Source organism: Ureibacillus endophyticus (genome assembly GCF_003628435.1).
Lineage (GTDB): Bacteria > Bacillota > Bacilli > Bacillales_A > Planococcaceae > Ureibacillus > Ureibacillus endophyticus.
Window position 1 is genome coordinate 87955 of the sequence record NZ_RBZN01000004.1, and the last position, 14532, is coordinate 102486.

Genomic DNA, 14532 nt, shown 5'->3' on the forward strand with positions numbered 1-14532 from the left:
TCTCACTACCCCTTTTTTTCTCTATAGAGTAAATAATATTATATACAAAAAATATCGACAAGACTCAAATTGAGTTTGTCGATATTTTTTATTTTTATTCTATAATTTTTGAGTTGGTTTTGGATCGATTACAACAGAAGAATGTGAATCTAATCCCATGCGTAAATAGTTAATGAACATATACACACTTAGGCATAAAAGTGATAAAAAGCCAATTACTGTAGTTAAAAATAATCCCATCTGTATAGACTCCTTTCGAATTTAAACAAGTGTCATTAACACCCATTATACTATATCTATTTTTTTTATTGTAGACTAATTGATAAATAATATTGACAATATAAAGTAGAAACATATTTTATGATACTTTCAAATAATATTCCCTACAGTTCATATTATATATGTAACTCTATATTTGATTCAATATAATCATAATGTTATTTTTGGAAAGAAACAGTAATTTATTTTGTCGAATACGCGTTAAAGTATTAAATAATATAGTAGATTGTCGAAAATAAGAGTAGGAGAAAATTTGGAGGTACATATATGGATATATCTACAATTGTCGGGGTCATATTCGGAATTATCGCAGTATTCTTAGGAATGTTTATTAAGGGTGCCGATATGTCAGTTTTAATAAACCCTGCAGCATTTTTAATCATTATTCTAGGTACTATCGCTTCAGTAACAATTGGTTTCCCTATGAAAGAATTAAAAAGGGTGCCAAGTCTATTTAAAATTATTTTTACAGAAAGAAAGCTTACGAGTGACATAGAAATTATAAAAATGTTTTCTACTTGGGCAGATTTAGCTCGTCGTGAAGGATTATTAGCCCTTGAAAGTAAAGCCGCAGAAGTTGAAGACCCATTCTTAAAAAATGGATTAACTTTAGCTATTGATGGACAAAACGCAGATTACATACGTGATGTATTAACAGAAGAAGTTGAAGCAATGGAAGCTCGTCACAATGTTGGTTCTCAGATCTTTTCACAAGCTGGTACATATGCGCCAACACTAGGGGTATTAGGTGCGGTTGTCGGTCTTATGGCAGCTTTAAGAGATATGAACGATATTAACGCACTAGGTCATGCGATTACGGCTGCCTTTGTTGCTACATTACTTGGTATTTTTACTGGGTATGTTCTTTGGCATCCGTTTGCAAACAAATTAAAACGTAAGTCTGCAGAAGAAGTAAAACAGAAAAATTTAATGATTGAAGGTATTTTATCAGTATTAGAAGGGGAAGCCCCACGCGTTATTGAGCAAAAATTAGCCTCATATTTAACTATGGAAGAACGCCGTCAAATATTTAATGAAAGCGGGGCGGGTGGTCTTGGCAAAGAAAGCTAAAAAGAAAAAGGAAGATGTACATATTAATGAGTCGTGGCTTTTACCTTATTCCGATTTAATGACTCTATTACTCGCTCTTTTTATTGTACTATTTGCCTCTAGTTCAATTGATCAAGTCAAATTAGCAAAAATGTCCGCTGTTTTTAATGAAATATTTGATGGTGGTTCAGGTTTTATGGATCAAACTTCAATGTTGGAAAATCCAACATCGTCAACACCGGGATTATCTGAAGCAGAAAAAGCGTATATTCAAGATCAAAGAGAGCTTAAGGATATTCAAGACAAAGTTGATAATTTTATTGCTGTGAATGAATTAGAAGATACTTTTGAAACATCGATGACAGATGAAGGATTATTAATCACTATCCGTGACACTATTTTATTTGACCCAGGTAAAGCAGATGTTAAATCAGAATATATACCGATTGCTGATGAATTAGCCTCTTTACTAAAAATGGATCCAGCGCGGCATATTGTAGTAACAGGACATACAGATAATGTCCCACAAAACGGAGGCGAATTCGCTTCAAACTGGGAACTATCTGTTATGCGTGCAGTAAATATACTTGAGCTATTAGTTTCAAGTAACCCTGAACTAGATCCTAAATATTTTAGTGCAAAAGGTTACGGTGAATATTATCCAATCGCTTCGAATGAAACAGCTGAAGGACGAGCAAAAAATCGTCGTGTTGAAGTATTAATTCAGCAACTAGTAGATGAAGTAACAACAAAAGAATAAACAAGAAAGAATGAGTGAAACTAAAATCACTCATTTTTTTTGACTTTTAACAAACAAAAGTTTATACTTTAAACAAATGTTTGTTGGAGGTGATTATTGATGAATGAAAAAGAACAGCTAGTCCTTCAAACGATTAAGAAAAACCCATATCTATCGCAAAACGAAATGGCACTCCAATTAAATATGTCGAGGCCAACCTTGGCAAATATTATTTCTGGCCTTATTAAAAAAGGTGAAATTATTGGTAGAGCTTATGTATTACCTGAAGAAAAAGATATCATTGCAATCGGTGGTGCTAATGTTGATCGTAAATTCCACATTGATGGGACAGTTCAATATGGTACTTCCAATCCAGCTTACTTAACAGAAAGTGTAGGCGGTGTTGCCCGCAATATTGCAGAAAACTTAGGTAGGCTAGGTAACACAGTAAAACTAATTACAACTTTTGGACAAGACCAAGATGCCAATATGATACAACAAGTTAGCAATGGGTTTATTAATTTTGATTTATCCGAAACGTTACCTGATCGAAAGACTGGTTCATATAGTGCAGTATTAGATTCTAATGGAGAACTAGTACTTGCAATGGCGGACATGGGAATTTATGATTACTTACTCCCAAATTTGTTAATGAAAAATGAAGCGGCAATCATTAACGCGAAATGTATAATTGTCGATCTAAATTGCCCAAAAGAAACGTTAATATATTTACAAGATGTAGTATCAAAAAGAAATACACCATTTATCATCGTTCCGGTTTCTTCACCGAAAATGAAAAATATGCCGAATGATTTAAAGGGAGTTTCATATTTCATTTGTAATCGTGATGAAGCGGAAATGTACCTAAACACTGAGATAATAAATGAATTGGACTATGAAAAAGCGATTAAAGGATTACTCGAGCAAGGTGCAGAAAATGTAGTAATCACTTTAGGTAGTCAAGGAGTCATTGCGGGAAATAAAAAAGAAATTAAACGCTTCCCGGCTTATGAGGTAACTCATATTGAAGATGTAACTGGTGCCGGTGACGCATTTGTTAGTGCGGTAGTACATGGTGTGCTGCATGGGGAAGATTTCTTTGATGCAGTACAATTTGGACTTTATAATTCTGCGAAAACGTTAGAAATTGATAAAACAGTTAGAGAAAACTTATCAATTAATGAATTAGAAAAATGGAGGAATTTATAATGGAAAAATACTTATCATATTCAAAAGAAGTACTAGAAGCGAAGGAAAAAGGACTACCAATCGTAGCTTTAGAATCAACTATTATTTCACACGGAATGCCATATCCGCAAAATGTGCAAACAGCAAGAGAGGTAGAAGATATTATCCGTAGTAAAGGTGCTGTACCTGCAACAATTGCATTAATCGATGGAAAAATTAAAATTGGCCTTTCTGATGAAGAGTTAGAAATGTTCGGAAATGCTCAAAATGTTGCTAAAACATCTCGCCGTGACTTTGGTTACCTTCTAGCATCGAAAAAATTAGGAGCGACAACTGTAGCGGCTACAATGATTGCGGCAGAACTAGCTGGAATCGAACTATTTGTAACAGGTGGTATTGGTGGTGTTCACCGTGGAGCTGAACATACAATGGATATTTCAGCAGACTTAGAAGAACTTGCTAATACTAATGTAGCAGTAGTTTGTGCTGGTGCGAAATCAATTTTAGACCTTGGATTAACATTAGAATATTTAGAAACGAAAGGTGTACCAGTAGTTGGTTATGGTACTGATGTATTACCTGCTTTCTATACGAGAGAAAGTGAGTTCGGTTTAAACATTCGCGTTGACTCTCCTCAAGAAGTTGCTGATATGATGCGTGCAAAATGGGATTTAGGTCTACGTGGTGGTGCAGTTATTGCGAACCCGATTCCAGAAGAAGATGCAATGGATCCAAGCTTTATTAACGGTATCATTGAGGAAGCATTAAAAGAAGCAGAACAAAATGGTATTAAAGGAAAAGATGTAACGCCATTCATGCTTGGAAAAGTTAAAGAATTAACAGAAGGAAAATCATTAGAAGCAAACATCGCTCTTGTTAAAAATAATGCTAGAATTGGTGCAGAAATTGCAATTGCATTAAATAATAATAAATAATTATTTCACCCCCATTGATAACGCTCAATGGGGGTGTTTATTTTGTATAAATGGGAACCGCTCATAAACTTGGTCAAACCGCTCATAAATTCAAGAAATTCGCTCATAAACAGGTTTAAACCGCCCATAAAACCTTATTATGGAGAATTATTTACGCAAAGCACCTAGCTCAGAAACGATTGCTTGCATTTCACTTGGACTAAAAGTGTCACGTTTCATCACCATTTCGTATAAGTACACTAAATCTTCATAACTATCTTCAGAAAAATGTTCAGACTTCATTGCATCCACATTTACCATGCGAAGTTTTTCTTTAATTTGATCAATCATATAAACTACATTCTCTTGGGTTGGTTTTGTTAAATCCACTCTATGTCCACCTTTCAAACTCTTATGTTCAGAAAAATACGTATTAAAAATAAACTATGTTAATCATTTCACTACCAGTACCCTATGTCAACTCCAAAATGTATCGCTACTTTAAAAAGGAGGAAATTTTCTATAGAATGATAGTGAGATGAAATTTTATCCAGAAATATAGGGGGAGAAATAGATGAGTGAAAGTAAATTATTAAAATCAGTCGTAATTGGTGCTTTAACTGGCGCATTAATAAGTATGTTTGATCGCAAAACGAGAGAACATACAATAGAAACCACAAAAAAACTAAAAGATTCTGTTGTTTATTATGCGAAGAATCGGGAACAGCTACAACATTTAGTTGAAGAAAAGGTTGATGAAATTCAAGAACTGTATGAAAAGGCATCTGAAAACGTAAATCTTATTGTGAACAAGATGGAAGAAGTAAAGGAAATTCCAAACTCAATCCAAAGTATTGTGAATGATACAAAACAGGCTTTTTCAAAAGATGAACCACTAAATTAATAGTGAGGAAGGGAAGTGGGTATCGTTTTGCGCGAACAGAAAAACATCTCTCAAAACGATGTACTATCAAAGGTAAATACTTTTATTGATCCGGATATGTCCAAAATTGATGTAACGACAACTAAAGGGTTTATACAAGATTTAATTGTGCGAATGAGAGTAGTTGATATATCTGGAATGGGAGCTCAATTAGCCTACTTCTTTTTATTATCTTTTTTTCCTTTATTAATTTTTACTGTTACTTTATTACCTTATTTAAATTTGGATGAAGAACATGTATTTGACTTTATTCAAACGATTGTACCTACTGAAGTATTCTTATTAACGCAAGGTACATTAGTGGAAATCCTTACAACGCATAATGGTGGAGGATTGCTTGGGATTGGACTAGTCGGAACAGTATGGTCAGCTTCGCGAGGGGTAAATGCGTTAATCAAAACATTAAATCATACCTACGATACAAAACCAAGAGCAGGTATTATTAATCGAGCTTGGTCGTTAATTTTTACAATTTCATTGGTTATAGTAATCTTACTGGCATTAACTATCCCAATTTTTGGCCATCATATAGGGTTATCATTGTTTAGTTATTTAGGGCTAGAGGAAAATTTTGCTCAATTTTGGAGGTATGTAAGATGGTTTCTTCCTCCAACGCTAATTTTTTGTGTACTTTCATTAATGTATTGGGTCATTCCTAATACAGATCCAAGATTGCATTTTATCAGTGTAATTCCTGGAACATTGTTTTCAACGATTTCATGGGTCATATTAATTTATGCATTCTCTTATTACGTCAATAACTTTGGAAATTTCACTTCCACTTATGGAAGTATTGCTGGGGTTATTATACTCATGCTTTGGCTCTATTTTACTGGAATGATATTAATTTTTGGTGGGTTATTAAATGCTTCAATGCAAAAGAGGAAATTAATGAAGTTGAAGAAAAGTAAAAAAGCCTTCGCTAATCGTTAATTAGCGAAAGCTTTTTTTGTTAGGATTTTAACATACGAAGACCGTTTAAAATTACTAAAATCGTACTTCCTTCATGTCCGATTACACCAAAAGGCAAGTCGACAATTTGTAGGAAGTTTGAAGCAATAAGTAATGCAATAACTGAAATGGAAAAAATAACATTTTGTTTAACGATTCGTTGCATTTTCCGAGATAAACGAACAGTATATGCAATTTTAGCTAAATTATTTTTCATTAATACAACGTCCGCAGTTTCGAGAGCTACATCTGTTCCTCCGCCCATTGCGATACCAACAGTCGCTGTAGCAAGGGCAGGGGCATCGTTAATACCGTCACCAACCATACCAACATATTGATAGTCTTTTAAGTAATGTTTGATATGGTTAACTTTTGTTTCAGGTAAACATTCTGCAATGTATTCATTAACACCTGATTCTTTTGCAATGACTTTTGCTGTATTTTCATTATCACCAGTAAGCATTGCCACATGAATACCTAAGTCTTGTAATGATTTTACAGCTTGTTTTGCTTCATCACGAACTGTGTCTTTCATTGCAACAAGTAATGCAATTCCTTGATCATCTTTCATGAAAATAACTGTTTTACCTTCATCCGCAAGTTTATCCACAGCGTTATTCGCAAATGCTAATGCATCTTCACGTCCAACGAAATCAGGTTTTCCTACTTTATATGACTGGTTATTTACATTTGCTTTTAATCCCCACCCTGGAACATCCTCAATTTCAATTCCTTGTATAGGTTGCACATTCAGTTCTTTTGCATATTTCGTAATAGCTTGAGCTAATGGGTGGTTTGATTGAGATTCAATGGAAGCAAGTATTTCCACTGTATCCTTTAAGTTTAAATCTTCTCTTACAATGACATCTGTAACAATAGGAGTACCGAAAGTTAATGTTCCTGTTTTATCTACAGCAAGCAATTTCAACACAGCTAAATGTTCTAAATGGATACCACCTTTAAATAGCACACCGTTTCGTGCACCATTTGAAATTGCAGCTAATGTTGCCGGCATAATGGAAGCAACAAGTGCACAGGGAGAAGCAACTACTAGTAATACCATTGCTCTATAGAAGGTTGTCGTCCAATCCCATCCGAGTAAGTAATGTGGTAAAAATAACATTAACAAAACAGTACCTAAAACAAATTTTACATAAGTACCTTCAAACTTCTCAATAAATTGTTGAGCAGGTGATTTTTCGCTTTGTGCAGATTGAATAAGTGTAATAATTTTTTGGAACATTGTTTCAGAATTTGGTTTAGTCATTTCTATTGTGAGTGTTCCATTTAAATTAACAGTACCCGCATAAACATCATCGCCAATTTGTTTTGTTACAGGCATTGATTCACCACTAATTGCAGACTCATCAATAGAAGAAGTTCCTTTAAAGATTTGACCATCTGCAGGGATACGTTCACCTGGTTTAATTAATAGGTGATCGCCAACCGTAAGTGAAGATACAGGCACTTTCATCGGTTCGAAACCACCACGAACAAGCCATGCTTCTTCAGGTTGTAAATTTATTAAACTTGAAATTTCATGCTTATTTTTATTCATTGCATAAGTTTCAAGAGCACCACTAAGAGCAAAGATAAAAATTAAAATTGCGCCTTCAGTCCAGTAGCCGATAATTGCAGAACCGATTGCAGCTAATATCATTAATAACTCAACGTTTAAGTTTTTGTTTTCAATTGTATCTTCAATACCTTCTTTCGCTTTTGCATAACCACCAATGAAAAACGCTGTGATATATGCAAGTACAGCAGCGGTATTTAAACCGGTTGATTCCAATCGCCATGCTAGTAAGATGATTATCCCAGAAACAAGGGCGGCAATCAGTTCTTTATGTTCATTAAATTTCTCAATTAAATTAATATTTTCTCGATTAGAACTATTCATAATAACCTCCTTATGATAATGAATATCACTATCATAATACATATAATCCAGTTGTGATAACGATTTTCATTTGCTTTATAAATATAATATAACATTTATTAAATTAAAATTATTATAATATAGGAGGCTGTTATTGTAAATGAATAAAAACTATATGGTTATCAAAAAATAAAAAACCCGTAAGAATTTTAAAATCTTACGGGTTTAAAAGGTTATAAACTCATTGTTTTCGCTTTGGCAAAGCCTTTCGCGCAGCTGAGATGAAATTTATTGTTCTAAGTAAATTTATTTACTTATTAGAATACGCGCTCAGCGTTATCACTCCAGGCAAAGCCTTTCGTGCAGCTGAGATAAAATGAACTCAACTTAATTTTGAATTCTATTAAGAATAAGGATTAACCTTATAAATTAGAATACTCTCTCTGCGTTATCGCTGTCGGAAGAGCCTTTCGCGCAGCTGAGATGTAATTTATTGTTCTAAGTAAATTTATTTACTTATTAGAATACGCGCTCAGCGTTATCACTCCAGGCAAAGCCTTTCGTGCAGCAGAGATAAAATGAACTCAACTTAATTTGAATGCTATTAAGAATAAAATTGATCTCTTTTAAATTAGAATACTCTCTCAGCGTACTGAGATAATTTTTCTAATGAAGATTTTTCAACATCTGCATGTAATGAGTTACCATGAGAGTCCATAGTTACTACTGCAGTGAAGCCTTCAACAGTTAAGTGCCACATAGCTTCTGGAATACCGAATTCCATTAAGTCTACACCATCTACAGATTTGATACAATCTGCATAGTATTGTGCAGCTCCACCGATTGCATTTAAGTAAACGCCACCGTGTTCTTTAAGTGCAGCAAGAGTTTTTGGACCCATACCACCTTTACCGATTACAGCGCGGATACCGAATTTTTTCATGATATCGCCTTGGTATGGCTCCTCACGAATAGATGTAGTTGGTCCTGCAGCTTTAACTGTCCAGTTATCGTTTTCGTCTTTCGCCATTACTGGACCACAGTGGTAAATTACTTGTCCATTTAAATCAACTGGAGCATCGTGGCTCATTAAGTGGTGGTGAATTGCGTCACGACCAGTGTACATACGGCCGCTGATTTTTACAACGTCACCCACTTTTAATGCACGAATTTGTTCTTCTGTAATAGGTGCTCTTAATTCTACTACTTTATTTTCTGATTTAGTTTCTTCTTTTGGCTCATCGCGGAAAGTTACTCTTTCGCCTTCTTGGTAGTGCCATTTTTTAATTTCGCCAGTAGCAGCGTCGATATCGATTGCCATACGACGGTATGCCCAACAGTTGTATGCTACAGAAACGAAGAATGAAGCTGGTAAACGGTGACCTACGCCAATTTTACAACCTAGTAAAGTTGCTTCACCACCGAAGCCCATTGTTCCAACACCGAATGTGTTTGCTTTTTCTACAATGTATGCTTCAAGTTTTGCTAAATCTTCATTTGGATTTACATCATCAACATGACGGAATAATTGTTCTTTAGCAAGATCATATCCAGAAGAACGGTCTCCACCGATACCTACTCCGATGAAACCAGCTGAACATCCTTGACCTTGAGCTTGCCATACAGAGTGAAGGATACATTTACGGATACCATCTAAGTCACGACCAGCACGGCCAAGACCTTCTAATTCACAAGGTAAGCTGTATTGGATGTTTTTGTTTTCACAACCGCCACCTTTAAGAATTAATTTTACTTCAATGTAATCGTTTTCCCATTGTTCAAATTTAATAACAGGGAAGCCTTCACCTGTGTTGTCTCCGCTGTTTTTACCTGTTAAAGAATCTACCGCGTTTGGACGTAATTTAGCATCTTTAGAAGCTTGTACAATTGCATTTTTGATTGCAGCTTTAATTTCTAATTGATTTACGCCTACTGGAGTTTTTACTTTAAATGTTGGTAAACCTGTATCTTGACAGATTGGTGATACATTGTCTTCAGCCATTACGATATTATTCGAAATTGTGTCTAAACTCATTGCAGCACGAGTACCAGCATTTTCAGCTTCTTTTGCTTTTTTAATTGCACGACGAACATCAGTTGGTAAATTTGTTGATGTTTCACTGATTAAATCATATAGGCTTTTCTCTAAAGTTTGTAAGTAAGAAGTTGCAACTTGTGACATTAATATTTTCCCCCCAGAAAATCTTAAAATTTCTCTAACCTTTTTTATTATACTCTTTTACTTTAGCGAAAAAAAGAGTGATAGAAATTTGTAATGTTGTGATTTTACAATTTTAATAGATAAGATTGCTTAAAAAATCCATCTCAAGTAGTTTCTCAGATGGATTTCCTAATTTTTATTCTTTTGTAAACTCATTTCGATTGTTGAATTGGTCCATCTTCTCTTCAACATCATCAATAATTTTTATTAATCTGTCGATGTCTTCAAGATCTGCTGTTTCTGGATCAATTGCATCAAGAACTTCAACGAAAATTTGAAGACGTTCTTTTAAGTAGTTTACTTGTTTATTTTTATCTGTAATTGAGTTCGACATGAATCCACCTCTTTCGTCATGAACATCATAACTAAATTATAGCCAATGTTCAAATTAATTAATTAAAAATAAAATATTTTATTTCTGAATATTTACAATCTTCTTAAAATATTATAAATTGAGAGTATCAAATAAGCAAAGGAGATGGTCGAAAAGGATATGCTCACTTCAATAGGAAAAGGAGGGAGTTTAAACAATTTTTCGGCTATCTACGTGCCGAAGCAATGTTTATTCAACTGAAAATGGAGTTAATTGAAATGTGAAGACCCTAGTGTAAATCTGTGATGCACTAGGGTTTTTTGTTGTAATTTTTTAAAGCTATTTTTATTGCATTATGTTAATATAATACGGAATTATTGGTGAGCTGGAGGATAAAATGGTCACAGCAGATAAATATGAGCAACGTAGATTTTGGATATTAGTCCTTATTGTGACGATATCAGGATTTTCACAGGGGATGTTATTGCCTCTAATCTCCGTAATTTTTGAGACAGATGGAGTTTCATCAACTTTAAATGGTTTAAATGCAACAGGATTATACATAGGGACTTTATTAATTTCGCCGTTTATCGAACAGCCTTTAAGGAAATTTGGGTATAAGCCAATCATAATTGCTGGTGGTGCAGTGGTGTTTCTAGCATTATTAATGTTTCCCCTTTGGCAAAACGTTATGTTTTGGTTTATTCTACGTTTGTTAATTGGTGTAGGAGATCACTGCCTGCATTATTCAACGCAAACATGGATAACTAGTTCTGCTAAGCAAGGCAATATAGGAAAGAGTATGGCGATCTATGGATTAGCATTTGGGGTTGGATTCGCAGTAGGGCCGTTAATGGTACCAATGGTGAAAGTGTCTCAAAGTTTACCATTTATCGTGTCTTCCGCACTTTGCTTGTTTGCTTGGTTATTTGTATTTTTCGTTCGAAATGAAAAACCAGAAGTATTAAAGGGTGATGGTAAAGAAACAAATAGTCTAGTTAGATATAAACTATCTTTTAAATATGCATGGGTGGCATTTTTACCACCTTTTGTATATGGCATCTTAGAGACATCATTAAATGCACTATTTCCTGTGTATGCACTTCGTAAAGAAATTGATGTATCAATGGTATCAATCATTTTAGCCTCCTTTTCAATCGGGGCAATTCTAACTCAAATTCCAATAGGTATGTTAGGTGACAAGATTGGTAGACGGAAAGTAATTCTAATTGGCATGTTGGTTGGGGCAATACTGTTTGCTATTGGTAGTCAACTAGAGAATTCTGAAATTTTTGTTTTGGGTACATTTTTAGTTTCGGGTATGTTCCTTGGATCATTATTTTCCTTGGGAATTACATACATGGCTGATTTAACTCCACAAGAATTATTGCCAACAGGTAACTTACTATGTGGAATATTCTTTAGTTTAGGAAGTTTATTCGGTCCATTTATCGGCGGATTGTATTTACAATTAGTTGAGACAGTGAGTTTCTTACTGTTTATTTCAATCATGCTATTTATTATTTTCTTTATTATTTTCTTATTTGGAAATAAGAGATTAGAAGCTGAATAGTAATAAAAAAAGCTTTGCACGAAATTTTCATGCAAAGCTTTTAAATTGTATTAAATTGTCAGAATTGTTTGTGTACCGGGTACATAATTAAGACAATCTATTCCGGTAGTCTTCGTATCCGAATTGACGAACGACTTTTACGCCTTCTTCTTCATTGAATAGACAAATACTTGGTAAGTTCACACCATTGAACATGTGGTTTTTTACCATTGTATAGTGAGCCATGTCAGTGAAAACTACTTTGTCGCCAGCTTTTAATGGTTGATCAAAGGAATAATCCCCAATAACATCACCAGCTAGACATGTCATACCACCTAGGCGATATGTGTATGATTTATCGTTTGGCGTACTTGCTCCGATGATTTGTGGACGGTATGGCATTTCTAATACGTCTGGCATATGACATGTTGCAGAAGTATCTAAAATAGCAATTTCCATGCCGTTTTTCACAACATCAAGAACTGTAGTAACTAAGTATCCAGTATTTAAAGCAATTGCTTCACCTGGCTCTAAAATAACATGAACATCATATTTCTCTTTAATGTAGTTAATGATATTCACAAGTTTGTCCACATCATAATCAGGACGAGTAATATGGTGACCTCCACCAAAGTTTACCCATTTCATTTGATGTAAATAAGGACCGTATTTCTCCTCAAAATGAGGGATGATGCGTTCTAACACATCAGAGTTTTGTTCACACATCGCATGGAAGTGAATTCCTTCTACACCGTCTAATTCATCAGGACGGAAAGATTCAAATGGAATTCCTAAGCGTGAATTTAGTGCACATGGATCATATAGCTCAGTTTCAACTTCAGAATATCCTGGATTTACACGTAAACCAATGGAAACGTGCTTATCTAAACTTTGTACTTTTTCTTTGTACTTATTTAACTGGTCAAAAGAATTAAAAACGATATGATCGACATATTTTAAATATTCATCAATTTCATGTTCTGCATAGGCTGGAGCATATGCATGAACTTCTTTACCAAACTCTTCATACCCGAGGCGAGCTTCAAATAAAGAACTTGATGTAATCCCTTTTAAATATTGACGCACCATTGGGAAAGTCGAAAACATCGAGAAACCTTTAAGTGCTAATAAAATATCGCAGCCAGTACGGTCTTGAACAGATTTCAGTATTTCTAAGTTGCGCTTTAGCAAACGCTCGTCCACCACATAGCTAGGTGACGGCGCTTGATTCCAATCAATTGTCTTCATTTACTTTGCCTCTTTTTCTAGTTCAAGGTCAACAAGTTCAGGATTTAAGCTTTCTTGCCATGGAAGACCCCATTTATTTAATGCTTCCATGAATGGATCTGGATCGAATTCTTCTACATTCCATACACCTGGTTTTTGCCACTCACCGTTCATAACAAGCATTGCACCAATCATTGCTGGTACACCTGTTGTATATGAAATTGCTTGTGAACCAACTTCGCGGTAACACTCTTCATGGTCACATACGTTATAAACATAGTAAGTTTTTTCTTTACCATTTTTAATTCCACGGAAAATACATCCGATATTTGTTTTACCTTTTGTGCGTGGTCCAAGTGAAGCTGGATCTGGTAAAACAGCTTTTAAGAATTGAAGTGGTTGAATCATTTGGCCTTCAAATTCGATTGGTTCAATTGATGTCATGCCAACGTTTTCAAGTACACGTAAATGAGTTAAGTACTTTTCAGAGAATGTCATCCAGAAGCGAATTTGTTTAATACCCTTAATGTTTTTCGCTAAAGATTCTAATTCTTCATGATATAGAAGATACATATCTTTAGGTCCGATTTCTGGGAAGTTGTATACTTCTTTGAATTCTAGTGGTTCAGTTTCAACCCACTCGCCTTCTTTCCAGTAACGACCATTTGCAGTAATTTCGCGAATGTTGATTTCTGGGTTGAAGTTTGTAGCGAATGGATAACCGTGGTCACCAGCGTTCGCATCTAAAATATCGATATAGTGAATTTCATCAAAATGATGTTTTAACGCGTAAGCAGAGAATACACCTGTTACACCTGGGTCAAATCCACTACCTAAAAGAGCTGTAAGACCAGCTTTTTCAAACTTTTCTTTATAAGCCCATTGCCATTTATATTCAAATTTAGCCGTTTCAGGTGGCTCGTAGTTTGCTGTATCTACATAGTGCACACCTGTCTCTAAACATGCGTCCATAATAGTTAAGTCTTGATATGGTAAAGCAACGTTAATTACCACATCTGGTTTAAAACCATTGATTAATTCAACAAGTTCTTCGACATTATCCGCATCTACTTGTGCAGTGTGAATAATTGTTTTACCGCCGTCTAATTTTTCTTTTAAAGCATCACATTTTGATTTTGTTCGACTTGCGATCATAATTTCTTCGAATACTTCCGAGTTTTGCACACATTTGTGTACGACAACGCTAGCTACTCCGCCAGCTCCAATAATCAATGCTTTACCCAATTCTTTATAACCCCCTAGAATTAGCCTGAAT

14 protein-coding genes are annotated in these 14532 nt (G+C 34.8%); 7 read left to right on the forward strand and 7 right to left on the reverse strand.

All coding sequences use genetic code 11. The features are described 5' to 3' along the window. Window positions 1-99: 99 nt before the first annotated feature. Window positions 100-240 carry a hypothetical protein gene (locus D8M03_RS17625; RefSeq protein WP_170148372.1) on the reverse strand — a complete coding sequence of 47 codons (141 nt, stop codon included), beginning with the start codon at window positions 238-240 and terminating at the stop codon, window positions 100-102. A gap of 306 nt (window positions 241-546) precedes the next feature. Between D8M03_RS17625 and motA the strand changes: the two genes are divergently transcribed. From motA to D8M03_RS03265, 4 genes are all read left to right on the forward strand, one after another. Further along, entirely contained in the window at window positions 547-1350 is an 804-nt protein-coding gene (motA, locus tag D8M03_RS03250) for a flagellar motor stator protein MotA (RefSeq protein ID WP_121213237.1), read from the forward strand. After that, window positions 1334-2089: a flagellar motor protein MotB gene (motB, locus tag D8M03_RS03255; protein WP_121213238.1), complete on the forward strand. Its 756-nt coding sequence runs from the start codon at window positions 1334-1336 to the stop codon at window positions 2087-2089. The genes motA and motB overlap by 17 nt, the downstream gene beginning before the upstream one ends. 99 nt (window positions 2090-2188) lie before the next feature. Then, window positions 2189-3277: a carbohydrate kinase gene (locus tag D8M03_RS03260; protein WP_121213239.1), complete on the forward strand. Its 1089-nt coding sequence runs from the start codon at window positions 2189-2191 to the stop codon at window positions 3275-3277. Continuing rightward, window positions 3277-4191, forward strand: a complete 915-nt coding sequence (locus tag D8M03_RS03265) for a pseudouridine-5'-phosphate glycosidase (protein ID WP_121213240.1) — start codon at window positions 3277-3279, stop codon at window positions 4189-4191. The genes D8M03_RS03260 and D8M03_RS03265 overlap by 1 nt, the downstream gene beginning before the upstream one ends. A gap of 147 nt (window positions 4192-4338) precedes the next feature. Here the strand turns inward: D8M03_RS03265 and D8M03_RS03270 are convergent, their stop codons facing one another. Further along, complete coding sequence (locus tag D8M03_RS03270; RefSeq protein WP_121213241.1) at window positions 4339-4560, reverse strand: DUF1128 domain-containing protein; 222 nt, start codon at window positions 4558-4560, stop codon at window positions 4339-4341. A 184-nt stretch (window positions 4561-4744) separates the two neighbouring features. On the opposite strand from D8M03_RS03270, the gene D8M03_RS03275 reads away from it, so the two are divergent. Together D8M03_RS03275 and D8M03_RS03280 are read left to right on the forward strand one after the other, a co-directional pair. Then, window positions 4745-5074, forward strand: a complete 330-nt coding sequence (locus tag D8M03_RS03275; RefSeq protein ID WP_121213242.1) for a YtxH domain-containing protein — start codon at window positions 4745-4747, stop codon at window positions 5072-5074. Window positions 5075-5089: 15 nt separating this feature from the next. Continuing rightward, window positions 5090-6046, forward strand: coding sequence for a YihY/virulence factor BrkB family protein (locus D8M03_RS03280; protein ID WP_245987440.1), 957 nt, complete (start codon window positions 5090-5092; stop codon window positions 6044-6046). A 19-nt stretch (window positions 6047-6065) separates the two neighbouring features. On the opposite strand, the gene D8M03_RS03285 is transcribed toward D8M03_RS03280, so the two are convergent. The 3 genes from D8M03_RS03285 to D8M03_RS03295 form a co-directional block, all read right to left on the reverse strand. After that, complete coding sequence (locus tag D8M03_RS03285) at window positions 6066-7964, reverse strand: heavy metal translocating P-type ATPase (protein WP_121213243.1); 1899 nt, start codon at window positions 7962-7964, stop codon at window positions 6066-6068. 610 nt (window positions 7965-8574) lie between these two features. Next, a complete protein-coding gene (locus D8M03_RS03290) occupies window positions 8575-10125 on the reverse strand; it encodes a fumarate hydratase (RefSeq protein ID WP_121213244.1) in 1551 nt (516 codons plus the stop codon). 175 nt (window positions 10126-10300) lie between these two features. Further along, entirely contained in the window at window positions 10301-10498 is a 198-nt protein-coding gene (locus D8M03_RS03295; protein ID WP_121213245.1) for an SE1561 family protein, read from the reverse strand. 376 nt (window positions 10499-10874) lie between these two features. Here D8M03_RS03295 and D8M03_RS03300 point away from each other — a divergent pair, with 376 nt between their 5' ends. Further along, window positions 10875-12050 carry an MFS transporter gene (locus D8M03_RS03300; RefSeq protein ID WP_121213246.1) on the forward strand — a complete coding sequence of 392 codons (1176 nt, stop codon included), beginning with the start codon at window positions 10875-10877 and terminating at the stop codon, window positions 12048-12050. A gap of 87 nt (window positions 12051-12137) precedes the next feature. Here the strand turns inward: D8M03_RS03300 and nspC are convergent, their stop codons facing one another. Next, complete coding sequence (gene nspC, locus D8M03_RS03305) at window positions 12138-13277, reverse strand: carboxynorspermidine decarboxylase (protein ID WP_121213247.1); 1140 nt, start codon at window positions 13275-13277, stop codon at window positions 12138-12140. Next, window positions 13278-14501, reverse strand: a complete 1224-nt coding sequence (locus D8M03_RS03310) for a saccharopine dehydrogenase family protein (RefSeq protein WP_121213248.1) — start codon at window positions 14499-14501, stop codon at window positions 13278-13280. Window positions 14502-14532: the final 31 nt, after the last annotated feature.